The following is a 25045-nucleotide window of genomic DNA, read 5'->3' on the forward strand; positions in this document are numbered from 1 at the left end:
CCATGTCCAATAAGTCACCAGACTCCATGTCCAATAAGTGACCAGACTCCGCGTCCAAAATGTCCATAGACATAACACCAGCCTGCTAGACCATCAGAGTCGAGGCTGAGCGTTTCCCCAGGTGGTAATGACACTCAGTGCCGATAAAACACAGATCGTCTAGCGGGAGTCGTCGGCTGCTAGACGATCCGCACAAACCGCCCCGGTCCCGCGTGCTGCGGGCCGGGGCGGTGGGGCGCTTGAGACGTCGATAAGCAAAACGCGCTTAGGCGTGCTTCTCCTCGACGCGCTTGATGGCCTCGTCGGCCACCATCTCCTGGATGCCCATGTCCAGCTCGGAGGTGAAGCCGACGCAGGAGCAGTTGATCTCGCCGAGGACGTAGGTGTCCTCGCCGGTCTCGTCGTCGTCGGCGAGCATGAAGTCCGCGGTCCAGATCAGCGGGATGTTGTCGCCGCCGAGGTTCTCGGCGATGACCGGGCGAGCCTCAGCGAACATGTCCACGAGCTCCTGCCACTCCTCCGGCTTCTGGTAGGTGTACTTCGCGCCGGAGAACAGGGTTGCGGAAAACGCGTCGCCACCCTCGGCCGGCTTCTTGTGCACGACGAAGACCGGGTGCGGGCCGACCAGCAGGATGCGGATCTCGCCCTCGACGATGCGCGGCATGAAGCGCATGTCCACGAGCATGCCGTTGTCGCCGACGATGTACTGGTCGCAGAAGTCCATGAACTCGCCGAGCTCGCGGTCCTCGGTGTGGTTGTCCACGGCCTCGGTGCACTTGAGCTTGGTGTCCAGCGGCAGGGCGGTACCCGGCTCGACGGACTCGGCCAGGGACTCGTCGGCAAGACGCACGCGCCAGATGCCGGAACCGGTGGAGCCGCGGTTCTGCTTGAGCACGCGCTCGCCGTAGGACAGGGACTTCGGGAAGGTGTTGTGGAACTCCTCCACGTCGTAGTACGCGGCGGTATCTTCCGGCACAAGGTCGGTCTTGTTCAGCTTGACCAGGGCGTCCTTGGCGCCGTAGGAGATCATCTCCTGCGGGGTGGACATGCCCACCAGGCCGGCCTCGGACAGGCGGGTGAGCAGGTCGAAGTAGCCCTGCTCGCCGCCCGGGATGTTGCCCGGGTTCACGCGGGAGATGTAGGCGTCGAAGTTTTCGGAAACGTAGGTGAACAGGTCGTCTGCCCACTCCGGGCGGAAGTAGACAACCTCGGAGTTCCAGCCCTTTTCCTTGATGGCGTTAACGATGGGCATGGTGTCCTTGCGGTGGCCGTCGAAGGACTTGTCGGAGCCGCCTTCGACCTCGAAGACAACAATCGCCTTGTGCACGGTTGGTCCCTTTCATGGTTCACGCCCCGCGCCACTCACATACCGGTGCCGCCGGGGCTGGTCAGATACCCAGAACAAACGGGCCGTAACCTGTGTGTTCCTACCTCCGACTTTAACCGGCGGCAGTGAGTTCCACCGGACGAGCAATTTGATAGTGTGCAAGTTCACACCGCCGTATTTCTCGGCCAAACACATCAAGCTCCCCGCATTCGTTTCTGTATCGTTGACGGTGGTTTTACACACCGTTGTTGCAGATGTTGCACACCGCACACGAGCGAGAAGAAAGGTTGCCGCCATGGGCATCGAGCTCGACGACACCCCGCAGTTCCAGCAGTACGCGCACCCCGAAAAGTTCGTTTCCGCGGCGTGGCTGTCCGCCCGCCTGGGCGTGCCGGGGTTGAAGGTCGTGGAAAGCGACGAGGACGCGTTCCTCTACGACATCGGCCACATCCCCGGCGCAGTCCGCATCGACTGGAAGCAGGATTTGAACGACCCGCTGGTGCGCGACTTCATCGACGGCGAGGCGTTTGCGGAACTGATGCGCTCACGCGGCATCAACCGCGATGACACTGTGGTGGTCTACGGCGACTCCTCCAACTGGTGGGCCGCCTACACCGCGTGGGTGTTCGAGCTGTTCGGCCACCCGGACGTGCGGCTTCTCGACGGCGGGCGCGACGCGTGGATGGGCGAAGAGCGCGACACCTCCTTCGTGGTGCCGGACTACCCGCGCTCGGACTACCCGGTGGTTCAGCGCCAGGATGCACCCTTTCGCGCCTTCGCTTCGGAGTTGCTGGAGCGCACACCAGCACAGCTTATCGACGCCCGTCCGGCCCCCCTCTACCTGGGCGAAGACCCGAATCCTGAGTCTTGCTCCGCGCCGTCGCTACGCCAAGGCCACATCCCCGGCGCTGTGAACGTGCCGTGGGGCCGCTCAGTGTTCCCCAACGCGCGCTTCCGCTCTCTGGAGGACATCCAGGCGATCTACGCCGACTTCGACAAGGACGCCGAGACGGTGGTGTACTGCCAGCTCGGCGAGAGCTCCTCGCACACGTGGTACGTGCTCAAGCACATCCTGGGCTTCACCAACGTCGCGCTCTACGACGGCTCCTGGGCCGAGTGGGGCAACATGGTGCGCATGCCGGTGGTTAAAGGCGACGCGCCCGAAAACGCTGCTGAATAAACGCGCCAGCGCGGTGGCGCTGTAACATGGTTCGACGTTTGTCCGACGTTTCTAACGGTTTGTTTTTCCGATTGTAAGGACGGGATTGCTTCGTGCCTACCACTGCAGCGACTAAAGACCTGCCGAACAGCGTGACCAAGGTGCTGGTGGCCAACCGCGGCGAGATTGCCGTGCGCGTCATCCGCGCGTGTGTGGACGAGGGCATCGCGTCTGTCGCCGTGTACGCCGAGCCGGACGCGGATGCGCCGTTTGCGCAGCTTGCCGACGAAGCCTTCGCGCTTGGCGGTTCGAGCGCGGCTGAAAGCTACCTGGACATGGACAAAGTCCTCGCTGCGGCGGAGAAGTCCGGTGCGGACGCGATCCACCCGGGCTACGGCTTCCTGTCGGAAAACGCGGAGTTCGCGCAGAAGGTCATCGACGCTGGTCTGACCTGGATCGGCCCCTCCCCCGAGGCTATCGCCGCGCTGGGCGACAAGGTCACCGCCCGCCACATCGCCGAGGCCGCGCAGGCCCCGATGGCGCCGGGCACGAAGGACCCGGTTTCCGGCGCGGACGAGGTCGTCTCCTTCGCTGAAGAGCACGGCCTGCCGGTGGCGATTAAGGCCGCGTTCGGCGGCGGCGGCCGCGGCATGAAGGTCGCCTACACGCTTGAAGAGATCCCGGAGCTGTACGAGTCCGCCACCCGCGAGGCCACTGCGGCCTTCGGCCGTGGAGAGTGCTTCGTGGAGCGTTACCTGGATAAGGCCCGCCACGTGGAGGCCCAGGTGCTGGCGGATCAGCACGGCAACGTCGTTGTTGTGGGCACCCGCGATTGCTCCCTGCAGCGCCGTTTTCAAAAGCTCGTGGAGGAGGCCCCGGCGCCTTTCCTCACCGACGAGCAGCGCGAGCGCATCCACGCCAGCGCCAAAGCCATTTGCCGCGAGGCCGGGTACTTCGGCGCGGGCACCGTGGAGTACCTGGTCGGCTCGGACGGCCTGATCTCCTTCCTGGAGGTCAACACCCGCCTGCAGGTGGAGCACCCCGTCACCGAGGCCACCACCGGCATCGACCTGGTGCGTGAGCAGTTCCGCATCGCCCGCGGGGAGCCTTTGCTTTTCGACGGCGACCCCGCCGCCCACGGCCACGCCATCGAGTTCCGCATCAACGGCGAGGACGCGGCCGCGAACTTCATGCCGGCGCCGGGCACCGTCACCGTCTACGCCGAACCGGCCGGCCCCGGCGTGCGCGTGGATTCCGGCGTGCGCGCGGGCTCCGTGGTGGGCGGCCAGTTCGACTCGATGCTGGCCAAGCTGATCGTCACAGGCCGCACCCGCCGAGAGGCGATCGAGCGTGCCCGTCGCGCACTCGGCGAGTACGTCGTGGCCGGGTTCCCCACCGTGATCCCGTTCCACCAGGCCATGCTGAACAACCCGGCGTTTGTCGGCGACGAGGACGGCTTCAGCGTCTACACCCGCTGGATCGAGAAGGAGTGGGACGGCGAGCTGCCGTCCACCCCGGCAACCGACGAGGACGAAGACGCGGACACCGGTGCCCCCGCCCGCCGCACCTTCGCCGTGGAGATCGACGGCCGCCGCATCGAGGTCGCCCTGCCCGAGGAACTCGTCGCGGCAGGCCCGGCGAAGCGCAAGCCGAAGAAGCGCCGCGCGAACAAGGCAGCCGTCTCCGGCGACGCCGTCGCCTCCCCCATGCAGGCCAGCGTGATCAAGGTCAACGTGGAGGAAGGCCAGGAGGTCGCCGAGGGCGACGTGCTACTCGTGTTGGAAGCGATGAAGATGGAAAACCCGGTGAAGGCCCACAAGGCCGGCACCGTGACCGGTTTGGCCGTCGAAGTTGGCGGCCAGGTGAACAAAGGCGCCGTGCTGATGGAGCTGAAGTAGCCCTTCCGCTAAGAGCCCCAAGCCTGCATGATCCGCAGCGCGGGCTCGCGGTACTGCGGCGGCAGTGCGCCGAGAATTTGCGGCAGCGCGAACAGCACCCCGGCGAGGGCGACGAGCACGACCGCGGTGATTCCCACCGCGCTCATATCCGAGCTGCCGCCGTTTTTGACCTGCTCTGGCTTGCCTCCGGGCACCGCCGTTTCGTGCACCACCGGGGTGGTGATCCGCTTGGCCTGCGCCAGCAGCTCCATTTCCTCTTCGGGGCTCACCTGCGGGCCGTTGTCGGGCACGGAGCTGCGGTTGAGCCGGGCTTCTTCCCCTTTGCTGCCCACCGCCATGCTCACGCCGGTGTAGATGGACAGAAAACCTTTGCCTTCCACCCACACCGGGCCGCCGGAATCGCCGGGTTTGCCGGACGGGCCGTCCCAGTAGAGGTTGTTACCGATGGCGCCTGCGAAGCTGCCGCAGGTGGTCTTTTTACTGGTGCCGCCGTACACGCACACCGGGTCACCCGAGCGCATCAGCGACGGCGCCACCACCTCGTCGCCGGTGATGCCGTTTTCGCCCAGCTTCACGTCGTCGGCCCAGCGGATTACGCCCCAGTCGTTGGCGGTGCCCTCGTCCGCGTTCATCGCCGACGACGGGTGGAACGTGCCGGAGGCGCGGAACCCCTTCCCCATCACAATGGCGCGGTCGCCCTTTTCGCCGCAGTGCCCGGCGGTGTAGCTGACGTTTTGGCCCCGGTCGTTGAACGCAATGGTGCAGCGGCCTTTGCCCACAACGTCAACCAAGTCGCCCTGGGCCACCACGGGGGTGGCGCCCGATGCAGCCCCGGTGGTTGGCGCGACATCGTTGGCCACGGGCGCTGCCACGGCGTATGCCGGGGTTGCGGCGAGGGCCAGGGCGGTGGACGTCGATAGGCAAATGCGTCGAAGCATGGCAAAAGATTAACGTGGTGCGCATGGATTACACACCTGAGTTTCAACTGCGCGAGGCCACGGAGTCCGACCGCACCTATCTGCGGCGGCTGAATTACCTCACCGATGTCTTCGGCAACGAGGACGGCGACCTGGGCGACAGCGAGCGCGAAGGCTCCGAAAGCTACGTGGGCCAGTGGGACCCGGAGCGCGAAAGCGGCATCATCGCATTCGACCAATTCCATGTGCCTGCAGGTGGTGTGTGGTTGCGGTACTGGCAATCGCCTGACGACGGCTACGCGAACCTCGCCCCAAACATCCCCGAAATCGCCATCGCGGTGGAAAACCGCTACGCCGGAAACCGGCTCGCGGTACGGCTTTTGCAGGCCGCGGTGGAGCTGGCCAAGCGCCAGGGCGCACCCAAGGTGGCGCTGTGGGTGGACCCGGACAACGACCGGGCGCGCCACCGCTACGAGAAGTTCGGCTTCACAAACGTCGAGGGCGAAGACGACGTGATGGTCATCGACGTGGACGACTTCACCGCTTAGGCCGGTGTCGCCGGTGCCAGACCGCGCCGGTGCCAGACCGCGCCGGTGCCAGACCGCGCCGGTGCTCGACCGCGCCGGTGCCCGACCGCGCCGGTGCTCGACCGCGCCGGGCCGCAGATCTGCTAGTTCCCCCACGCAGCCTTGGTCGGGCAACTAGCAGATCACGCTGTTACTGGAATTCTTTTTCAACACCACCTGCGAAAACGCAAAATTGGACACTTAATCTGCTAGTTGCGCTTTTGGGCGAACTAGCAGATCCGTAAAACCCGGACCGCAAAGCGAACACCGCGCGGCCGCTCACGGTCCACGCGGTGCTGACAACGCTCCCCGCTTAGGCGATAACCACCACCAGGTCGCCGCCTTCCACCTTGGTCGGCTGGGTGAACGCGACGCGCTCGATCGTGCCATCCTTGGTGGCCGAGATCGCAGCCTCCATCTTCATCGCCTCGATGGAGGCCACCGGGTCGCCGGCCTTGACCTCGTCGCCTTCCTTCACCGTGACGGTGACGGCACCGGCGAACGGGGCTGCCACGTGGCCCGGGTTCGAAGAATCGGCCTTCTCCACTTCTGCGACGGTGGACTCGGCGGACTCGTCGCGCACGGTGATCGGGCGGACCTGACCGTTGACGGTGAGGATGACCTGGCGCATGCCCTTCTCGTCGGGCTCACCCACGGCGTCGAGGCTGACCACCAGCGGCGGGCGGTTCTCGTCGATCTCGCCGTACCAGATCATGGTCTCCTCGCCCTCTTCGAGGCCGTAGAAGAACGTCTTGTCGCCGAGCTGGTCGGTAATGCCGTAGGTGCGCAGGTGCTCCTGGTACTCCGCGTACTGCTTCGGGAAGAGCAGCTTGTCCAGGGCGGCGCGGCGGGTGTCGTGGTCCTCGGAGTCAAGGTCCACGGCCAGCTCCTCCGGCACCTTGACGGTGTGGTCGACCTCAGAGCGGTTCTCAAGCGCCTGGTCGCGCAGCAGTGGCCAACCGCCCGGAGGCGTGCCCAGCTCGCCCTGCAGGAAGCCGATGACGGATTCCGGGATGTCGTACTTGCGCGGGTTCTCCGCGAACTCCTGCGGGCTGACACCCTGGCCCACCAGCTGCAGCGCCAGGTCGCCGACGACCTTGGACGACGGGGTGACCTTGGTCGGGCGGCCGAGGATCTCGTTGACGCCGGCGTAGTAGTCCTCGATGAGCTCGAAGCGGTCCTCCAGGCCCAGCGCCTTAGCCTGCGTGCGCAGGTTGGACAGCTGGCCGCCCGGGATCTCGTGCTTGTACACGCGGCCGGTCGGGCCCGGGATGCCGGACTCGAACGGGGCGTAGACCTGGCGCACGGCCTCCCAGTAGGGCTCCATGTCAAAGACGGCCTGCAGGTCAATGCCGGTGTCGCGCTCAGTCTGCGCGAATGCCGCGACGAGGGCGGACATCGACGGCTGGGAGGTGGTGCCCGCCAGCGGCGCAGACGCCACGTCGACCACGTCGGCGCCGGCGTTCGCGGCCGCCAGGTAGGTGGCCAGCTGGCCGCCCGCGGTGTCGTGGGTGTGCACGTGCACCGGCAGGTCGAAGCGCTCGCGAAGCGCGGTGACCAGCTTGGCGACGGCTGCCGGGCGCATCAGGCCTGCCATGTCCTTGATGGCCAGGACGTGGGCGCCCGCGTCGACGATCTCCTCGGCGAGGTTGAGGTAGTAGTCCAGCGTGTACAGGTCTTCCGCCGGGTCCATCAGGTTGCCGGAGTAGGCCATGGCCACCTCGGCGACGGTGGTGTTGGTCTCCAGCACCGCCTCGATGGCCGGGCGCATCTGGGAGACGTCGTTGAGCGCGTCGAAGATGCGGAAGATGTCGATGCCGGAGGTGGCCGCCTCGCGCACGAATGCCTTGGTCACGGAGTCCGGGTACGGGGTGTAGCCCACGGTGTTGCGGCCGCGCAGCAGCATCTGGATGTTCACGTTCGGCATTGCCTCGCGCAGCTCGTCTAGGCGCATCCAGGGCGACTCGTGCAAAAAGCGCATGCCCACGTCGTACGTGGCGCCGCCCCAGGCCTCCACGGAGGTCAGCTGCGGGGTGAGGTGGCCGACGTGCTTCGCCGCCGCGACCAGGGTGTTGGTGCGGATGCGGGTGGCCAGAAGCGACTGGTGCGCGTCGCGGAAGGTGGTCTCGGTGACACCCAGGGCGGTCTGGTTGCGCAGCTTCTCCGCCCACTTTTTCGGGCCGAGTTCGAGCAGCTCGTCGCGGGAGCCGCGCGGCAGGTCGCCGTAGTTTGCCTCCGGCAGCTTCTTCGACGGGCGGATGTTGGTCGGGCGCGGGCCGTTGGGCTGGTTCACCGTCACGGATGCCAGGTAGTTGAGGATCTTGCCGGCGTCGTCGGCGGCGGCCGGGGCCTCGAGCAGGTTCGGGTGGTCCGCGATGAAGCCGGTGTTGATGCGCTCGTTGCGGAACTCCGGCTCGGACAGCAGGGCGCGCAGGAAGCCGATGTTGGTGGACAGGCCGTTGATGGTGAACTCGTTCAGGGCGCGCAGCGCGCGGTCCACCGCCACCTGGAAGTTGCGGCCTCGGCAGGTCATCTTCACCAGCAGCGAGTCGAAGTTCGGGGTGATGGTGGTGCCGACGGCCACGTTGCCGTCGAGACGCACACCCGCACCGCCCGGGGACTGGTAGCCGGTGACCACGCCGGAGTCCGGGCGGAAGCCGTTGGCCGGGTCTTCGGTGGTGATGCGGCACTGCAGGGCGGCGCCGTTGACCTCGATGAGGTCTTGGGTGAGGTGGATCTGCTCCAGCTTCGCACCGGCGGCGATGTACATCTGGTTTTTCACGATGTCGATGCCGGTGACTTCCTCGGTCACGGTGTGCTCGACCTGCACGCGCGGGTTCATCTCAATGAACACGTGGTTGCCCGCCTCGTCCACGAGGAACTCGACTGTGCCGGCGCCTTCGTAGTTGATCTCCTTGCAGAAGTTCACCGCGTCCTGGCAGATGCGCTGGCGCTGCTCTTCGGTGATGTGCTGCGCCGGAGCGATCTCCACGACCTTCTGGTGGCGGCGCTGCACGGAGCAGTCGCGCTCAAACAGGTGCACGACGTTGCCGTGCGAGTCGGCCATGATCTGCACCTCGATGTGCTGCGGGCGGATCACGGCGCGCTCGATATAGACGTTCGGGTCGCCGAACGCGGCCTCCGCTTCGCGGGAGGCTTCAGCAGCAAGCTTCTCGACGTCCTCCGGTCGCTCAATAAAGCGCATACCGCGACCGCCACCGCCTGCGACCGCCTTGACGAAGACGGGGAACTCGAAGTCCTTGGCGTATTCAGCCAGCTGCTTCGGGTCGTCGGACGGCTCGGAGTCCTTTAGCACCGGCAGGCCGGCGCGCTCCGCAGCCTGGACGGCGGCGGACTTATCGCCGGTCAGGTCCAGGGTTTCGGGGCTGGGGCCGATGAACTTAATGCCGTTGTCGCGGCAGGCGCGCGCCAGGTCGGCGCGCTCGGAAAGGAACCCGTAGCCCGGGTAAATCGCGTCCGCGCCGGTTTGCTTCGCGGCGCGGATGATCTCGTCGATGTCCAGGTACGCCTTCACCGGCTGGCCCGGCTCGCCGATCTGGACGGCCTCGTCCGCGAACGGACGGTGGAAGGAGTTGCGGTCCTCGCGGGGGTAGACGGCGACGGTCTTCGCGCCGGTCTCAAACGCTGCACGGAAGGCACGCACGGCAATTTCGCCACGGTTGGCCACCAGGATCTTGTTGAAGGTGGGCAGGTCGTGAAGCGGGAGATTATCCGGGTTCATCGGTTGCCTTTCACAAAGGAAGTTTTTGCGGTCATAGGGATAGCACAAGTTTAATACAGATCACATCATTTTCGGGGCGCTTTGGGGGACAATGTGGGGGTGGAAAACGCGGGCCGTCGACAAGCGACAGCCCGCGTTTCGGGGGTAGTGCGATCTAGCGCTCGATGTGGCGCTCCTCCGGGCCGTTGTAGGCGGACAGCGGACGGATCAGCGAGTTGTTCTCGAACTGCTCGATGATGTGCGCAGTCCAGCCGGTGATGCGCGACATCACGAACAGCGGGGTGAAGAACTCGATGTCGAAGCCAAGGATGTAGTACGCCGGGCCCGACGGGAAGTCCAGATTCGGGCGGATGTTGATGGAGGTGTTTTCGTACATGGTCTTGGCCATGATGTCGTACATCTCCACCCACTTCTGAGCGTCCTTTTCCGGGTGCTCCGCGGCAAGCTTCTTAAACGCGGCCTCCATGGTGGGCACACGCGAATCGCCCTTCTTGTACACGCGGTGGCCGAAGCCCATGACAAGCTCCTTATTCTTCAGCTTGTCCAAGCACCACTGCTCCGCCTTGGCCGGATCGCCGATCTCTTCCATGTGGTGCATGACGAACTCGTTGGCGCCGCCGTGCAGCGGCCCCTTGAGCGCGCCGATGCCGCCAGTGATGGCGGACCAGCCGTCGGACATCGTCGACGCGATGGTGCGGGCAGTGAAGGTGGAGGCGTTGAAGGAGTGCTCCGCATACAGGATCATTGTCTTTTCAAACGCCTCGATGTCGGAGGGGATGTTCGCCGGCGAGTTCTCCTCGTCGCCGAAGACCATCCAAAGGAAGTTCTCGGAAAAGCCCTTCTCCTTGTCCGGCGCGATGTACTCCTTGCCCTGTCGGCGGCGGATGTCCGTGGCCACGATGGTGGGCAGCTTGGCCAGCAGCTTGCGGCCGATGCCGCGCAGGTGGTCGGAGCTCGGGGTGAACTTCTCCGGGTCCTCTGCGCCCAGGTAGGACACGGCGGTGCGCAGCACGTCCATCGGGTGGCAGTCCTTGGGCATGAAGTTGATCACCTGGATCAGCTCTTCCCCGATGTCGCGGTTTTCCATGCAGCCGCCGCGGAATTCCGCCAGCTGCTCCTCGTTCGGCAGCTCGCCGTTCCACAGCAGGTAGGCCACTTCCTCGAAGGTGCAGTGCTCTGCCAGCTCCTGGACCGGGTAGCCGCGGTAGAGCAGCGAGTTAGTCTCCGGGTTCACCTTGGACACTGCGGTGTAGTCGGCGACGACGCCGTTGAGGCCTTTGCGGATGTCTTGGTCAGTCATGGGGGTTCACTCCTTGGGGTGAGGGTTGGGTGGGGTTACTGCTCGAAGGTGGAGCTGTAGGTGTCCTTGGAATAGGTGAAGACGGACTGGTCGAACTGGTTGTACTCGTCGTACCGGACCAGCTCGTAGAGCCGGGAGCGGTGCTGCATCTTGTCCAGCCACGGCACCTGGGAGCCGGTTTCGGCCATGTCGCGCAGCATCGCCTCGGTCTGGCCCATGGCGATGCGGAAGGTGGTCACCGGCCAGATCACGGCGTTGTAGCCGAGGTCCTCCAGCTGCTTCGCGCTGAGCAGCTCGGTTTTGCCGAACTCGGTCATGTTTGCCAGAAGCGGCGTATCCACGGCCTCACGGAACTTGGCAAAGTCCGCCTCGGAGTACAGCGCCTCGGTGAAGATGAGGTCGGCGCCGGCGTCCGCGTATGCCTTGGCACGCTCGATGGCCTCGTCGATGCCTTCGATGCCGGCAGCGTCGGTGCGCGCGCAAATAACGAAGTCGTCGTCGTGGCGCTCGCGCACCGCGGCGGTGATGCGGCGCACCATCAGATCCGTTGGCACGACCTCTTTGCCGTCGAGGTGGCCGCAGCGCTTCGGGTTGACCTGGTCTTCCAGGTGCAGCGCGGCCAGGCCCGCGGCCTCGAACTCGGCAACGGTGCGGGCGGCGGACATGGGCTCGCCAAAACCGGTGTCGGCGTCGATGAGCACGGGCAGGTTGGTGGCGCGCGCGATCTGGCCGCCGCGGTTGGCCACCTCGGACAAGGTGGTCAGGCCGATATCTGGCAGTCCGAGGTCGTTGGCTACCACGGCGCCGGAGACGTAGACGCCGGAAAACGCGCCGATGTCTTCGATGAGGCGTGCTGTCAGAGGATTGAAGGCGCCGGGCAGGGTCGTGATGCGCTCGTCGAGAAGCGATGCCCGCAGTGCTTTGCGGCGCTCATTCGGGGTTTTGTCGGGTGCGAACATTAGAAGATGCCTCCCGGAATCTGTTCCGCGGCGGCGCGGGTGGCGTCGTTGACACGGATGTTCAGCTCGGTTAAGTCGGTGAGGTTTTCCAGGTCCTGCACCGCCGCGAGGAAACGGTCCTGCTCCTGGCTGTCCACGATCCCTTCGGCCAACGTCCGGAACTTGGCAATGTAGTTCTCGCGGGCGAAAGGTCGCGCGCCGTACGGGTGGGCGTCTGCCACGGCCATTTCGTCCTCGATGACGGTGCCGTCTTGGAAGGTGATCAGCGCGCGTGCGCCGAAGGCCTTCTCGTCCGGGTCGTCTGCGTGGTAGCGGCGGGTCCACTCCTTGTCCTCCACCGTGGAGACCTTGTGCCACAACTCCACGGTCTCCGGGCGGTTGGCGCGCTCCGGGGTGTAGGAATCCACGTGGTGCCAGCCGCCGTCTTCAAGCGCGACTGCGAACATGTACATGATGGAGTGGTCGAGCGTCTCCCGGGAGGCGGAGGGGTCCATCTTCTGCGGGTCGTTCGCGCCGGTGCCGATGACGTAGTGGGTGTGGTGCGAGGTGTGCAGCACGATGGACTCGATCTCGGCGGTGGTCTTGCCGGCGTCCGCGATGGTCTGCTTCATGCGCCGCGCCAGGTCGATCGGGGCCTGCGCCTGGTATTCGGCGGAGTGCTCCTTGGTGTAGGTGTCCAAGATGGCGCGCTTTTCCTCGCCGTCTGCCGGCAGGGGCACGGTGTAGGTGCGCTCCGGGGAGTGGAGCATCCAAGCGATGAACCCGTCTTCGCCTTCCCAGATCGGGGCAGGTGCGCCCTCGTCGCGCATGGCGCGGTCCACAGCCTCGATGGCCATCTTGCCGGCAAACGCCGGGGCGGAGGCCTTCCAAGAAGAGATCAGGCCCTTGCGGGACTGGCGGGTGGCGGTGGTGGTGTGCAGCGCCTGGCCCACGGCCTGGTAGATGGTGTCCACGTCTAGGCCGAGCATGGTGCCGATGCCTGCGGCTGCAGACGGGCCGAGGTGGGCGACGTGGTCGATCTTGAACTCGTGGAGGCAGATGCCCTTGACCAGGTTGACCTGGATTTCGTAGCCGGTGGCGATGCCGCGGATCAGGGCCTTGCCGTCGAGGCCCTTGTGCTGGGCGACGGCGAGGATGGGCGGGATGTTGTCGCCCGGGTGGGAGTACTCGGCGGCGAGGAAGGTGTCGTGGTAGTCCAGCTCGCGCACGGCGGTGCCGTTGGCGAAGGCGACCCACTCGGCGGAGTAGGTGCCGTCCTCGCCGAAGACGGGCGCGCCGTTGTTGTCGGCGGGGTGCGCCTTGGCCATTTCGCGGGCCACGGCGACGGGGCGGCGGTTATAGGAAGCGACGGCGACAGAGGCGTTGTCGATGATGCGGTTGATGATCATCTCGCGGGTGTCTTCCGGAACTTCCACCGGGTCGACTGCGACTTTGGCGATCTTGTAGGCCAGATGCTCTTCGATGGGAAAGTCCTCGGCGGACTTATGGGTGCGTACTTCGTGGTTGATCATTCGTGGGGACTCCTTCCAAACCGACCGTGATGGTGTGCCTCATACTAAGACCGCAAATGTGTCGCGGGTCATAGTCTGTTGTGTGTATTCTTGCGTCCAAAAGCAGGAAGGATTGCAAAGTGTTGTAAATCAGCAGCGCAACCATGCAATCGGAGAGGTACGACGGCTATGGCAAAGCTCTACGCGGGGGGACAAATACGCACGCTGCGCTCCACTCGCGGCCTCACTCAAGCGGAGATGGCCAAAGCACTCGAGCTCTCTCCCAGCTACCTCAACCAGTTAGAAAACAACCAGCGGCCCCTGACCGCGAGCGTGCTTGTGCAGCTCACGTCCGCTTTCGGGGTGGACGCGGCGTACTTTTCCGGCGCGGCCGAGCGCGCCGCCGCCGCGGACTTGGCGGAGCTCATCCCCGACACCCCCGAGCACGAGCTCGCCGCCTTCGCCCGCGCGTACCCGGCGATCGCAGACAAGGTGCGCGGTATCCCCGCGCGGCTGGAGGGCAGCTCACCCAACCCGTACGAGACCGCGCGCAACTTCTTCCAGAGCCACGGCAACTACTTTCACGCCCTCGATGTGGCCGCGGAGTCGCTGGCGGAGCACCTCGGCGGCCGCCAGATGCGCCTGACGCGCTTAGCGGCGGCGCTGGACCGGGACTTCGGCTATCCCGTGCGTTTTAACCAGGACGTTCAGGGGCGAAGTGCCGTCGATAGTCAGCCCCGCGAAATCCGGCTACGGGCGGGACTGACCGAAGGACAACAGTGCTTCGAGCTGGCGTACCACTACGGCACGCTCGCGCACGACCGGGAGATCGCCGAGCTCACAGCGCCTATCGACGACCCTTCGGCCCGCCACGTCACCACCCACGGCCTGGCGCAGTACTTCGCCGCCGCCGTGACCATGCCGTACGCGGAGATGCTCGCCGCGGCGAAAGAGACGCGCTACGACATCGACGTTGTCTCCGCCCGCTTCGGCACCGGCTTCGAATCCACCTGCCAGCGACTCGGCACCCTGCAGCGGCCCGGCGCGAAGGCGGTGCCGTTCGTGTTCATCCGCACCGACCGCGCGGGCAACGTGTCCAAGCGCCAGGCCACCGCAGGGTTCCACTTCTCACGTTCGGGCGCGACGTGCCCGCTGTGGGTGGTGCACCGCGCCTTTGAAACGCCGAACCGGGTAACCAGGCAGGTCTCCTCTACCCCGGACGGGCGCACGCAACTGTGGGTGGCGCGGATGGTGCAGGGGCCAGCGGTCGGTTTCGGCTCGCCTAGGCGCGAGCATGCGGTGGCGCTGGGCTGCGACGCGATGCACGCACACGAGCTGGTCTACGCCGACGGCCTCGACGTGGACCCGGCGTCCGCCACCCCGATCGGGCCCGGGTGCGCCACCTGCCCGCGCACGAAGTGTCCGCAGCGGGCGTTTCCGGAGTACTAGCCCAGCACTAGTCCAGGTCGGTGTTGGTGACCAGGCGGCGCGCCGCCTCCGTGATGGAGCCGGACAGCGACGGGTAGACCGCCATGGAGCCGGCGAGCTGGCGCACGGTGAGGTTGTTGGCCACCGCGATGGTCACCGACAGGATCAGCTCGGAGGCGGTCGGCGCGACGATCACGCCGCCGAGCACCTGGCCGGATCCCTTGCGGGCGAAGATCTTGACAAAGCCGTACTGCAGCGAGCGCATCTTCGCGCGCGGGTTGGTCGCCAGCGGCAGCTTGTAGATGTCGGCGTCGACCTCGCCGTCGCGGATCTGCTGCTCGGTCACACCCACCGCGGCGATCTCGGGGCGGGTAAACACGGCGTTGCCCACCGTCTTCAAACGGATCGGGGTGACACCCTCGCCGAGTGCGTGATCCACCGCGATGCGGCCCTGCTGCGCTGCCACGGACGCCAGCGGCATCAGGTCCGTGCAGTCGCCGGCGGCGTAGATGCCCGCCACGTTGGTGCGGGAAACGCGGTCCACGTGGATGTGGCCGGACGGGGTGACCTCCACGCCCGCGGCCTCCAGGTTGAGGTCGGCAGTGTTCGGGATGGAACCGATGGACATCATCACGTGCGAGCCCTCGATGGCGCGGCCGTCGGTGGTATGCACGACCACACCTTCGCCGGTGTTTTCCACGCGCTCCACACGGGCGTCCTTTTCCAGCTGCACGCCGCGGTCCGCCAGCACGTCCTCGAGCACGTCGGCGGCGTCGGCGTCGTCGTGAGGCAGGATGCGGTCGCGCGAGGCCACCATGGTCACCTTCACCCCCAGCTCGGCGAATGCGGAGACGAACTCCGCGCCGGTTACGCCGGAGCCGACCACGACCAGGTGCGTCGGCAGGTCTTTCAGGTCGTACATCTGACGCCAGTTCAGGATGCGCTCGCCGTCCGGCTCAGCCCCCTTGAGCACGCGCGGGCTCGCGCCGACGCATACGAGCACCATGTTGCAGGTGAGCGTCTCCGTCGAGCCGTCGGAAGTCTCGACCTCGATGTTGTGGGTGGTGTGGCCCTTCTGCTCCTCCGCAAACCGCGCGCGGCCCTCGATAAAGCGCACGCCGCCCTGCTCCAACTGCGCACGGATGTCGTCCGACTGCTTGCCGGCGAGCGCCTTCACACGATCGTTGAGCGCCAGCAGCGACAGCTTCGAATCGCCCAGCGCGTGGCTCAAGCCCATGTCGTCCGCGCGGCGCAGGTCGTTTTTGATGTTCGCACCAGCAATAAAGCTTTTCGACGGCACGACGTCCTTCCGGATCGCCGAGCCGCCAGCGCCGCTGTCCTCGACAATGGTGATGTCCGCACCGTACTTGGACGCCATCAGCGCAGCCTCGTAGCCGCCCGGGCCTCCACCGATGATGACAATCTTCTTGGACAAAACAGCACTCCTCATGGGTCGAATGACGGGAACCAAACTGGGAGACAGTCTACCCAGACAACTCCTATTCTTCGCCCGGGCGGAAGTACTCCTCCACGATGGAGCCGAACAGCCGCACGCCAACCCCGATCGCGCGCTCGTCCACGTTCAGGTTGCCCTGGTGCAGGTCCTGGTATTCGCCCTCCCCACTCCAGGCGCCGAGGCGCATCATCGCACCCGGCACATGCTCGAGGTACCAGGAGAAATCCTCACCGCCGCTGGACTGCGGGGCGGCCACCACCGACTGCGGGTCCACCGCGCGGGCCGCTTCGACGGCCAGGGCGGTCGCGGCGTCGTCGTTGAGCACCGGCGGCACCCCGCGGATGTAGTCCAGGTGATAGGTGCAGCCCGTGGGCGCGACGATGAGGTCGATGAGGTCAGTCAGCAGGTCCTCGTTCTGGCGCCAGGTGGTGATGTCGGCGGTGCGCAGCGTGCCTTCGAGCAACCCGCGCTTCGGAATCGCGTTGGCGGCATCCCCCGCCTCCGCGTGGCCGAACACCAGCACAGTGCCGGTGCGCGGGTCCACCCGGCGCGACAGCAGGCCGGGCAGCTGGGTGATCAGCGCGCCCATGGCGTAGACCACGTCCGCGGTCAGCTGCGGGCGGGAGGTGTGCCCGCCGGGGCCGTGGACCTCGATACGGATCACGTCGGACGCCGAGGTGATCGCGCCGGCGCGCACGCCGATCTCGCCGACCTTGATGTGCGGCTCGGCGTGCACGGCGTAAATAGACCCGACGCCCTCGAGCGCGCCCCACTTAATCACGTCCAGGGCGCCGCCACCCATGACTTCCTCAGCGGGCTGGAAGATGATGCGCACCGGGTTTTCCAGCTCCACCGTGGACAGCGCGCAGGCGAGTGCTAAGGCGACGGTGGTGTGGATGTCGTGGCCGCAGGAGTGGGACACGCCCGGATTGGAGGACGCGAAGCTCAGGCCCGTCTGTTCCGGCACGCGAAGCGCATCGATGTCCGCGCGAAACGCCAGGCGCTTGCCTTCCGCTGGCCCCAAGTCCACGTACAGGCCAGTGCCCGGAAACCGCACCGGGTGCAGGCCATAACTTTCCAGTGTTTCCACGAGGAAGTCGGTGGTGGCGACTTCCTCGTTGGACAGCTCCGGGTGGGAGTGGATGTGGCGGCGCCAATCAATCACGCGCTCCTGATTGTCAGTGAACCAGCGGTCCACCGCGGCGGCGATTCCGGCGTTTTCCACGTGCGCTCCCTTTATCCAGCTTCGGCTATCAGTTTTTGCTGACATGAGTGTACGCGCACCTCCCGCAAAGTAGACAAAGCGGTGCGGTGGAGGTTGACGCGGACCGCTAGAACGCGGGCGTGCCCTGCGGGGCGCCGCGGCGCAGATACGTGTCGTGGAACCTCGCGGTGTCCTGCGCGCTGCGGGGCCACTGGAACCTGATAGGTGCCGGTGCTTGCGAATCCGTCATTGGGAAACGGCCTTCGACGTTTTCCGCCGCGCCAGGCAGAAGCGCCGCCGGCGGTACCTGCAGCGCTGAAGCGAGCCGGTAGCAGGTACTCAAGGTGGGGTCGGCCACCTTGGAGTTGTAGTCGTTGCGCTCCAGGTTCGAAATCAGCGAGCGCGACACGCCAGCCAGCTCCGCGAGACGTGTTTGGCTCAGCCCCCGCATGAGCCGGATGGCGCGCACGCGCTCCCCCAGCCCGAGTGCGTAGCTCGCCCAGTGCGATTGCGGCAGTACTTCCCCCATAGTCTTTTCCCCCGTTTGTCGGCGCTCCCCTAAAGCGTTCAACTAGTTATGCCACGCAATGTAGCGCGCAATGTGCGGGCGCGCTACCGGTGGGACGTCGACAAGCTTAAAGCTCGATGTTGCGCGGGCCGTAGAGACGGTCTCCCGCATCGCCCAGGCCAGGGACGATGTAAGCGTCCTCGTTGAGCGCCGGGTCGATGGTGGCGGTGACTAGGCGCACCGGGCCGCCGTGGGCCTCGAGCTTGTCCACGCCCGGCTGGGCCGAGACCATGCAAATGCAGGTGATGTTGTCCGCGCCGCGCTCCACCAACAGGTCGATGGCGTGAATCAGCGACCCGCCGGTGGCCAACATCGGATCCACCAGGAACACGGGCTGGCCGGACAGGTCTTGCGGCAGGGCCTCCAGGTAGGGCACCGGCTCGTGCGTCTCCTCATCGCGAGCGAGCCCGATGAAGCCCACCTGCGCGTCCGGGATCATGGACAGCGACGGGTCCACCATGCCCAGGCCCGCGCGGATGATCGGCACGATAATCGGCGGGGTGGCAAGGCGCGCGCCCCGGGCGGTGGCTACGGGGGTTTCGGTGTCGAACTCCTCCACCTCTAGGTCACGCGCCGCTTCGTAGATGAGCATCGCGCCCAAGTCCGCCAGCGCCGCGCGGAACGCTGCGTTGTTGGAGCGTTTGTCGCGCATGATGGTCAGGCGGGACGCGGCGAGGGGGTGGTTGACAACCGTGATATCCATGCCGGCCATGCTAGTTCACTCGGCGGGCCGCGAAAATATTTTCCCCCTCGAGGGAACCGGGGCGGTGTTTTCAGCGTCCAATGGCCATGACTGTATTTCACATTGACTCCGCTGCCGTATCCGCCATGACCGATTCGCTGCGCGATGACGCAGCACGATTGCACTTGCTTACCGACGTCTCCGTGCCCCACACCTGGCCCCTCGGCGAATTCAGTGCCGCGGTGACCGAGTCCATCGCCAAAGCGAACACGGACGCTGAAGCGCTGCGCGCTGAGGCCCACCGCATCGCAGAAGTGATGGACCTTACGGTGGATGCCGCCGCGGCCGTAGACACCTGCACCTGCCGGAAGCTGGGAGCCGCGCTATGAGCTCCCTGAAGACCGAATTCGGCAGCGCAATCGACCTGCTCAACCGCATCGCCGGCCCACTCAACGTCAGCCTGGACGTGCACGGCACCGCCAGCATGCTGGCGAAACTTCTCCCCTTCGACCTGCCCACCCTGCCGGGTTTCGGCATGCCGGATTTCAAGGACTTCGACCCGCTGGCCGCGGTGGCAAACACGTCCGGGGCATCACGCGTTGGTGCCGCGGCGGATCTTGCGGACTACCGCGCAACGATCAGCGACGGAGTGCTGCGCGGCGGTGTGTTGATCGGCACCGCGGCATTTGATCTGGTCACCATCGCCGGAGCGCTCATTAACAAGGCGATGGCGGCACCGGCGATCGCTACCTCGCCAGCGGGCCTGTTCGGTGCCGCCGCCTACGTGGCCGGGATTATTGCCGACGCAATCAACGAGGCCACGCAGGTGCTCAACGCTTTGGAGAAGGAACTGCGAGCCATCGCGGACACGCTTACCTCCGCCACCACCGCCGCGTTAGACCGCGTCATGCCCGGCGCCGGCCCGGCAACCGAGAAGGCCCACGGGGAGCTGCAACGCCTGGCCTCTCTGGGTGCACCAGCTGCACCATCGACGCCCAAGCCCGCGCCACCGGCGGTGAAACCGGCCTCCGCCGTCGCCCCGCCACCGCCGCCGGAACCTGCCGCGGCGGCTGCCCCGCCGCCGGAGCCTACTCCGGCGCACGAGGAGGGATCCGCTGTCGGCGCCGCCGCTGTCGAGGCCGCGAAAAGTCAGATCGGCACACCCTATGTGTGGGGCGGGGCCGCACCGGGCGGCTTCGACTGCTCCGGGCTGACCTCCTGGGCGTACGGTCAGGCGGGGCTGGACATCCCGCGCGTCGCCGCGGACCAGACCGTGGGCAGGCAGGTGTCGTATCAGGAGCTGCAGCCCGGGGATCTGGTGTTGTGGTCCGGCCACGCCGCCATGTACGCGGGAGACGGGATGATGATCGAGGCTGGCAGCCCGGTGCAGATGAACCCTGTGCGCACAGAGAATCTGGGCATGACCTTCCGCGGATTCTGGAGGCCGACCGGCTAAAGTTTCCCGCATGACTACGCGCGCGATTCTCCCCGTCAAGATCTCCCTGACCGAGGGCGACTTCTACACCCTGTGGGCACCCACCTGGAAGGAAAAGGGCACCGAGTGGCAGGCGTTCCTTGGCGACGACCAAGCCGTGCTGGCCTTCCACTCCCCTGAGGAACTCTTGGCCTACCTGGAAACGACCAACGCCCACGACCTAGCGGACCACCCCAAGTGGCAGCAGTTCCAGGCCCAGGGCGACGACCGCGTGGTGCCGAACGACAAGCAGCACTTCGACATCATCGGCGCGCCCGAGTTTTTGGCCGGCCGCCCGAGCCACGAAAACGTCTCGCGCCTGTCGCGGGTGTTCCAGATCTCCCGCTCGCTTGCGGACGTAGCCTCCGCCGAGCAGGCGCAGATCTTCTTCGCCTCCCACTCCATCCTGGGCAACGTCAGCCGCGGCTCCGACCACTACGCGGGCGAAAACGGCCTGTCCGAGTGGTCCGGCGTCGGCCGTGTTGTGTTGGCGAACTGGGAGAATGTGGTCAAGTCGTTGGATGAGTCTGTGCGTGTCGTCGATACGCATCAGCTCGACACCGAGCGCGTCGCAGCCGCAGGGACCGCCATCGCCGCCGCCACCGAGGCCCGTGCCGCGGCCGCTGAGCAGGCACGCGCGGACGAAGAGGCGCGCGCCGCCGCGGAAGATCCCTACGACTCCTCCCCGTGGGGCCGCGCCGGCATCGACCCGGTGAAGATCTCCATTCAAGGCCAGAGCGTGTACACGCTGCGCACCTACCTTCGCGGCGCCCCGGTATTTTTGGGCAAGTACGGCGAGATCATCACCTTCCCCTCCACCAAGCACCTGGGCCGCTGGATCCTGGAGCACGACGACCACGACCTGGCGGGCGTGTCCACGTGGCAGGACCTCATCGACACCGCCAACGCTGGCGAGCTGAAGGTGGAGGTCCACCCGGACAACTCCTACTCCTTCAACGGCATTGCCGCCGACATCAACAAGGGCCCCGACGCCGTGGACACCGCGCAGATGTCGAAGGCGTACGAGCTGCTCGCAGATGCCGCGGACTGGGCGCAGGACGACTCGCTGAACTCCCTGCTTCTGGCCAACCCGCGCATGCAGGACTACCTGGCGTACATGCTCGGCTCCACCCGCGCCGCAGGCTACGTGCCGTCCGCGCCTTTTACCGATAAAGCGGAGGCCTGGACCGAGATGGAAAACCAACTGATCAAGCGCTTCTCCAAGTTCTAAGCCATTTCGCCGTGCGCCCAGGGCATGCCGACATGCCGGGCAAACGTGCGACCTTTACAATTCACTCATGGCAGTGGACCAGGTCGACCCCCTCATCAGCTCCATCTATCACTGGATGGACATCTCCGGCGTGCTGCTGATGGGCATCATCGGCGGCACGCTCGCCCGCCAGCTCGGCTACGACATCGTGGGCTTCTTCTTCATCGCCATGCTCTCCGCCTTAGGCGGCGGCATGCTGCGCGACGTACTGATCAACCAGGGCACCGTCGCCGCGATGAGCCAGCCGGAGTACCTCATCTTGGCGTTCACCGGCGCGCTGATCGCCCGGTTCACCTACTTCAAGGGCAAAGCCTGGGAGATGTTGCAGTCCCACGGCGACGCGCTCGTGTCGTCCCTGTGGGCCGCCACCGGCGCATCCAAGGCCATCCAATACGGCCTGCCGGTGCTGCCCACCATCATGATGGGCGTGTTCACCGCCACCGGCGGCGGCATGATCCGCGACGTGGTCACCGGCCGTGAACCCAGCGTCTTCGGCGGTAACCAACCCACCGTCATCCCGGCAGTGGCGTGCGCGGTGATCATGCTGGTGGGCAACGCCACCGGCTACCCGGCGCTCGGCATGGTCATCGGCCCCGTGACCAGCTTCGCGTTGTTCCTCGCCGGCTACTGGGGCAACTGGCGCGTTTCCACGGACTCCGAGTTCGCACCGGTGAACACCACGGTCAACGCCACCGCAACCCAGGTCGCACACCTGGCCAAGAAGGCGGAGGACAAGTCGCGCGCGGTGGCCCGCGGGCTGGAGCCGACGCGGGTGCGCTCGTGGCGCCACCGGCAGATGGAAAAAGCGCTGCAGCGCCGCATTGAGGCGGAGATCCGCAAGGGCAAGCGCCCGGCGGAGGCGGTCAGCGACGCGGATGATTTCCTCACCGAGTTCACCACCCAGTTCCCCGCCATCGACGCGGAAGTTCTGGCGGAGGCGGTTGGTGTCGCGCCGGAGCCGGAGGTTGCGGAAGACGAGGGCCTCTTCGACAGCATTGGCGTGGACCTGACCGGCGATTCCTACGAGGAAGACGCCGCCGAGGAGCCGGACCCGGCCGAGACGGAGGCGATGAACGCGGACATGCTGGATATTATTCTCTCCGACGAGGCTTTGACCGACGAGCTCATCGAGCGGCTCGCGGCCCGCTACGACCAAAAGGAGTCCTAGATGAAGCGTGCGCTCGCAGCGGTGACAGCATTGAGCTTTTGCTTGTCGACGACAGCTCACGCCCAAGACGCCGAAACCCCGACCGAGACCACCTCCCCGGCCGGCCCGACCGTCGGCTACTACGACGAGGGCGGCAACTGGATCCCGCCCAGCCGCGGCCGCGCGCCCGACACCGACGCCTGCCCACAGGCCACTTGGCCGCCGGAGCCGGTGTCCACCTCCGAGCGCGCCGCCACCTCTCCTGCCCCGCTGCCGGTGCTTTTCGACGGCCCCTGCGGCGTGACCGCCGCCGACGGCTACACCACCCCCGACGGCGTAGTCGCCTCCGCCTGGCTGGTCGCCGACCTAAATTCCGGCGAGGTAGTGGCGATGAAGGACCCGCACGGTCGCTACCGGCCGGCCTCGATCATCAAAGTGTTGCTGGCACTGACCGTCATCGACGAGCTGCCGCTAGACCAGAAGGTCGAAGTCTCCGCCGAATCCGCCGGCCAGGAAGGCTCTGCCGCCGGCATCGGCGAGGGCGGCGACTACACCGTCGAGGACCTGCTCACCGGACTGCTGCTGTCCTCGGGCAACGACTGCGCGCACGCGCTCGCCCAAGCCCTCGGCGGCGACGAGCTCGCACTCGGCAAGGTCAACGCGCTGGCCAAGAAACTAGGCATGGCGGATACCCGCGCCACCTCCTACTCCGGTCTGGACGGCGCCGGGATGTCCACCTCCGCCTGGGACATGGGCTTGGCCTACACCGTGGCGTTCGCGGACCCCACCTTCACCCGCATCGTCGACACGGAGCACACCACCTTCCCCGGCTTCGACGACCTGCCAGCATTCGAGCTGTGGAACGACAACCAGCTCTACCTCAACGACCCGGACGGCATCGGCGGCAAGACCGGCTACACCGACGACGCGAACCACACGTTCGTCGGTGCCGTGAACCACGAAGGCCGCCGCCTCGTGGCGGTTGTGCTGGACACCACGGCTTACGACCACCGCCCCTGGGAGCAGGCGCAGATGCTCTTGCACGAGGCGTATGGGGTGCGAAGCTCCGTCGCAAAGCTTGAGCCTCTCGCTGAGAAGACCACCGTCACCCCAGAAACGACAACGGCCGCCCCCACCCCCGCGCCTGAACGTGCTGGGGAGGAGACGACCTGGAACCGCTGGTGGTCCTATGTGATTGTGGTGGCCGTACTCGCGCTCGCCGCGCTGGCCACCGCGTTTAGTCTCGGGACAGGAGAGAAACCACGCCGACGCCGATAGCGCCCAGCGCCGCGCCAACCCCCAGCGTCTTGCCGGACGGCTTGGACTCCTCCCTGCCGCGGACCGCGCCGGCGCGGACGTTGATCACGGCCGGCTCCGGCACCTCAGCCGGGGCCAACGCGAGGGATTCCTCGGTGGTGGCAGTCCACGCCGCGACGTAGAGCACCACGCGCCAGATCAGATACAGCAGGACCATCAAGGTGATGATCGGGCCAAAGATCGCACCCGCCGGGTTACCGGTGGCCGAAGAAATGACCAGGCCAGCAAACTGCTGCAGGATGGCGAAGATAACCGCGCCGAGCAGCGCACCCTTCAAACCGGACTTCACCGGAACCTTCGTGCGCGGCATGTACATGTTCACCCACAGCATGACCAGGAAGCTGGCCAAAACGCTGACGAGGAAGCCGACAACCCACACCACAAGGCGCGCGCCTGGGAAATCGCCGATGCCGAGGCGCTCCATCAGGGTGCTGGTCCAGCTGGACACTCCCAGGGCAGTCACTACTGCGGCGACGATGAACAGGACGATCAGCACGATCAGGCCCAGCAGGTCCGCGAGCTTCTTGGTAACAAAGTTGCCGCCCTCGTTCGCATCCACCTTCCACATCGCGGACACGCCCACGCGCAGGTTGTTCATCCAACCCAGGCCGGACCACAAGGTGGTGAGCAGGCCGATGCCGGCCACCGCGCCACGCTGGTCGATCGCGGTCTCAACCAGCTCGTTGACCATGTCTCCCAAATCCCCGTCCAGCGACTGGGTGATCTGGTTTTGAATGTCGTCCATCAGATCTGGACGGGCGTTGAGGAAGAAACCGAGGCCCGCGAAGACCAGCATCAGCAGCGGGAACAGCGCCAGCACGGAGAAATAGGTGATGCCAGCGGCTAGCTGGTTGCCGCCTTGAGCGCCGAAACGCTCGTTCATGCGCAGCAGGTGACCAGCGGCGGGAGACTTCTTCTCCACCTTTTCCTCAAAGCCGCCCTTCTGCTGCTTCGAGGCGCGCTCAATGCCGTGTTCGTCGGTGTACGCCTTGCGCGGCGCGGTCGAGGTAGCCATCGACGTCCCTTCAAATATGTGTCATTTACCAAACACATCGTAGAGGAGGCCGTGCGATGACGGGACGGAGCCGGGGCATGGTGGCGGCAGGCCCTTCGCACACCACATCAGTTCAGTCAATTCTGT

20 protein-coding genes are annotated in these 25045 nt (G+C 66.0%); 9 read left to right on the forward strand and 11 right to left on the reverse strand.

The window, feature by feature from the left end:
* Positions 1-265 precede the first annotated feature (265 nt).
* The gene (locus NUW87_RS01875; protein ID WP_239219669.1) at positions 266-1327 is read right to left on the reverse strand and encodes a Cj0069 family protein; all 1062 of its coding nucleotides are present in this window, start codon (positions 1325-1327) and stop codon (positions 266-268) included.
* Positions 1328-1622: 295 nt separating this feature from the next.
* Between NUW87_RS01875 and NUW87_RS01880 the strand changes: the two genes are divergently transcribed.
* Positions 1623-2507 (forward strand): sulfurtransferase, encoded by an 885-nt coding sequence (locus tag NUW87_RS01880; protein WP_239219670.1) that lies wholly within the window; start codon positions 1623-1625, stop codon positions 2505-2507.
* Between the two features lie 92 nt (positions 2508-2599).
* Positions 2600-4384 carry an acetyl-CoA carboxylase biotin carboxylase subunit gene (locus tag NUW87_RS01885; protein WP_269027026.1) on the forward strand — a complete coding sequence of 595 codons (1785 nt, stop codon included), beginning with the start codon at positions 2600-2602 and terminating at the stop codon, positions 4382-4384.
* Between the two features lie 8 nt (positions 4385-4392).
* Here NUW87_RS01885 and NUW87_RS01890 read toward each other — a convergent pair whose 3' ends face one another.
* Positions 4393-5322 (reverse strand): chymotrypsin family serine protease, encoded by a 930-nt coding sequence (locus NUW87_RS01890; RefSeq protein WP_269027027.1) that lies wholly within the window; start codon positions 5320-5322, stop codon positions 4393-4395.
* 23 nt (positions 5323-5345) lie between these two features.
* On the opposite strand from NUW87_RS01890, the gene NUW87_RS01895 reads away from it, so the two are divergent.
* Positions 5346-5849, forward strand: coding sequence for a GNAT family N-acetyltransferase (locus tag NUW87_RS01895; RefSeq protein ID WP_239219675.1), 504 nt, complete (start codon positions 5346-5348; stop codon positions 5847-5849).
* Between the two features lie 331 nt (positions 5850-6180).
* Here NUW87_RS01895 and NUW87_RS01900 read toward each other — a convergent pair whose 3' ends face one another.
* The 4 genes from NUW87_RS01900 to prpD form a co-directional block, all read right to left on the reverse strand.
* Positions 6181-9609 carry a pyruvate carboxylase gene (locus NUW87_RS01900; protein ID WP_269027028.1) on the reverse strand — a complete coding sequence of 1143 codons (3429 nt, stop codon included), beginning with the start codon at positions 9607-9609 and terminating at the stop codon, positions 6181-6183.
* A 154-nt stretch (positions 9610-9763) separates the two neighbouring features.
* Positions 9764-10909 carry a bifunctional 2-methylcitrate synthase/citrate synthase gene (locus NUW87_RS01905; RefSeq protein WP_239219687.1) on the reverse strand — a complete coding sequence of 382 codons (1146 nt, stop codon included), beginning with the start codon at positions 10907-10909 and terminating at the stop codon, positions 9764-9766.
* A 35-nt stretch (positions 10910-10944) separates the two neighbouring features.
* Entirely contained in the window at positions 10945-11868 is a 924-nt protein-coding gene (gene prpB, locus NUW87_RS01910; RefSeq protein WP_239219688.1) for a methylisocitrate lyase, read from the reverse strand.
* Positions 11868-13379 (reverse strand): 2-methylcitrate dehydratase PrpD, encoded by a 1512-nt coding sequence (gene prpD / locus NUW87_RS01915; protein ID WP_269027029.1) that lies wholly within the window; start codon positions 13377-13379, stop codon positions 11868-11870. Before prpD ends, prpB begins: the two co-directional genes overlap by 1 nt.
* Positions 13380-13547: 168 nt before the next feature.
* On the opposite strand from prpD, the gene NUW87_RS01920 reads away from it, so the two are divergent.
* On the forward strand, positions 13548-14807 hold the full coding sequence (locus NUW87_RS01920) for a helix-turn-helix domain-containing protein (protein WP_269027030.1): 1260 nt from the start codon (positions 13548-13550) through the stop codon (positions 14805-14807).
* Between the two features lie 7 nt (positions 14808-14814).
* Here the strand turns inward: NUW87_RS01920 and NUW87_RS01925 are convergent, their stop codons facing one another.
* The 4 genes from NUW87_RS01925 to upp form a co-directional block, all read right to left on the reverse strand.
* On the reverse strand, positions 14815-16221 hold the full coding sequence (locus NUW87_RS01925; protein WP_377733987.1) for an NAD(P)H-quinone dehydrogenase: 1407 nt from the start codon (positions 16219-16221) through the stop codon (positions 14815-14817).
* A 64-nt stretch (positions 16222-16285) separates the two neighbouring features.
* The gene (locus NUW87_RS01930) at positions 16286-17512 is read right to left on the reverse strand and encodes an amidohydrolase (RefSeq protein WP_269027032.1); all 1227 of its coding nucleotides are present in this window, start codon (positions 17510-17512) and stop codon (positions 16286-16288) included.
* A 61-nt stretch (positions 17513-17573) separates the two neighbouring features.
* Positions 17574-17975, reverse strand: coding sequence for a helix-turn-helix domain-containing protein (locus NUW87_RS01935; RefSeq protein ID WP_269027033.1), 402 nt, complete (start codon positions 17973-17975; stop codon positions 17574-17576).
* Positions 17976-18081: 106 nt separating this feature from the next.
* Positions 18082-18717, reverse strand: coding sequence for a uracil phosphoribosyltransferase (upp, locus tag NUW87_RS01940; protein ID WP_154839206.1), 636 nt, complete (start codon positions 18715-18717; stop codon positions 18082-18084).
* An 86-nt stretch (positions 18718-18803) separates the two neighbouring features.
* Here upp and NUW87_RS01945 point away from each other — a divergent pair, with 86 nt between their 5' ends.
* The 5 genes from NUW87_RS01945 (at position 18804) to NUW87_RS01965 (ending at position 23865) form a co-directional block, all read left to right on the forward strand.
* Positions 18804-19085 (forward strand): hypothetical protein, encoded by a 282-nt coding sequence (locus tag NUW87_RS01945; RefSeq protein ID WP_269027034.1) that lies wholly within the window; start codon positions 18804-18806, stop codon positions 19083-19085.
* Complete coding sequence (locus NUW87_RS01950) at positions 19082-20152, forward strand: C40 family peptidase (protein WP_269027035.1); 1071 nt, start codon at positions 19082-19084, stop codon at positions 20150-20152. Before NUW87_RS01945 ends, NUW87_RS01950 begins: the two co-directional genes overlap by 4 nt.
* A 10-nt stretch (positions 20153-20162) precedes the next feature.
* Complete coding sequence (locus tag NUW87_RS01955) at positions 20163-21401, forward strand: SatS C-terminal domain-containing protein (RefSeq protein ID WP_269027036.1); 1239 nt, start codon at positions 20163-20165, stop codon at positions 21399-21401.
* Between the two features lie 67 nt (positions 21402-21468).
* Complete coding sequence (locus NUW87_RS01960) at positions 21469-22608, forward strand: trimeric intracellular cation channel family protein (protein ID WP_269027037.1); 1140 nt, start codon at positions 21469-21471, stop codon at positions 22606-22608.
* Positions 22609-23865, forward strand: coding sequence for a D-alanyl-D-alanine carboxypeptidase family protein (locus NUW87_RS01965; RefSeq protein WP_269027038.1), 1257 nt, complete (start codon positions 22609-22611; stop codon positions 23863-23865). It begins immediately after the preceding gene.
* Here NUW87_RS01965 and NUW87_RS01970 read toward each other — a convergent pair.
* A complete protein-coding gene (locus tag NUW87_RS01970) occupies positions 23825-24919 on the reverse strand; it encodes a YhjD/YihY/BrkB family envelope integrity protein (protein ID WP_269027039.1) in 1095 nt (364 codons plus the stop codon). The genes NUW87_RS01965 and NUW87_RS01970 overlap by 41 nt on opposite strands.
* Positions 24920-25045: the final 126 nt, after the last annotated feature.

The sequence above is a fragment of the Corynebacterium pilbarense genome (assembly GCF_026930265.1).
Lineage (GTDB): Bacteria > Actinomycetota > Actinomycetes > Mycobacteriales > Mycobacteriaceae > Corynebacterium > Corynebacterium pilbarense.

Coding starts and splice junctions, on each gene's coding strand:
- NUW87_RS01880 (WP_239219670.1), top strand. CDS start 1,623: ATGGGCATCGAGCTCGACGACACCCCGCAGTTCCAGCAGTACGCGCAC.
- NUW87_RS01890 (WP_269027027.1), bottom strand. CDS start 5,322: ATGCTTCGACGCATTTGCCTATCGACGTCCACCGCCCTGGCCCTCGCC.
- NUW87_RS01895 (WP_239219675.1), top strand. CDS start 5,346: ATGGATTACACACCTGAGTTTCAACTGCGCGAGGCCACGGAGTCCGAC.
- NUW87_RS01900 (WP_269027028.1), bottom strand. CDS start 9,609: ATGAACCCGGATAATCTCCCGCTTCACGACCTGCCCACCTTCAACAAG.
- NUW87_RS01905 (WP_239219687.1), bottom strand. CDS start 10,909: ATGACTGACCAAGACATCCGCAAAGGCCTCAACGGCGTCGTCGCCGAC.
- prpB (WP_239219688.1), bottom strand. CDS start 11,868: ATGTTCGCACCCGACAAAACCCCGAATGAGCGCCGCAAAGCACTGCGG.
- prpD (WP_269027029.1), bottom strand. CDS start 13,379: ATGATCAACCACGAAGTACGCACCCATAAGTCCGCCGAGGACTTTCCC.
- NUW87_RS01920 (WP_269027030.1), top strand. CDS start 13,548: ATGGCAAAGCTCTACGCGGGGGGACAAATACGCACGCTGCGCTCCACT.
- NUW87_RS01930 (WP_269027032.1), bottom strand. CDS start 17,512: ATGTCAGCAAAAACTGATAGCCGAAGCTGGATAAAGGGAGCGCACGTG.
- NUW87_RS01935 (WP_269027033.1), bottom strand. CDS start 17,975: ATGGGGGAAGTACTGCCGCAATCGCACTGGGCGAGCTACGCACTCGGG.
- upp (WP_154839206.1), bottom strand. CDS start 18,717: ATGGATATCACGGTTGTCAACCACCCCCTCGCCGCGTCCCGCCTGACC.
- NUW87_RS01945 (WP_269027034.1), top strand. CDS start 18,804: ATGACTGTATTTCACATTGACTCCGCTGCCGTATCCGCCATGACCGAT.
- NUW87_RS01950 (WP_269027035.1), top strand. CDS start 19,082: ATGAGCTCCCTGAAGACCGAATTCGGCAGCGCAATCGACCTGCTCAAC.
- NUW87_RS01955 (WP_269027036.1), top strand. CDS start 20,163: ATGACTACGCGCGCGATTCTCCCCGTCAAGATCTCCCTGACCGAGGGC.
- NUW87_RS01960 (WP_269027037.1), top strand. CDS start 21,469: ATGGCAGTGGACCAGGTCGACCCCCTCATCAGCTCCATCTATCACTGG.
- NUW87_RS01965 (WP_269027038.1), top strand. CDS start 22,609: ATGAAGCGTGCGCTCGCAGCGGTGACAGCATTGAGCTTTTGCTTGTCG.
- NUW87_RS01970 (WP_269027039.1), bottom strand. CDS start 24,919: ATGGCTACCTCGACCGCGCCGCGCAAGGCGTACACCGACGAACACGGC.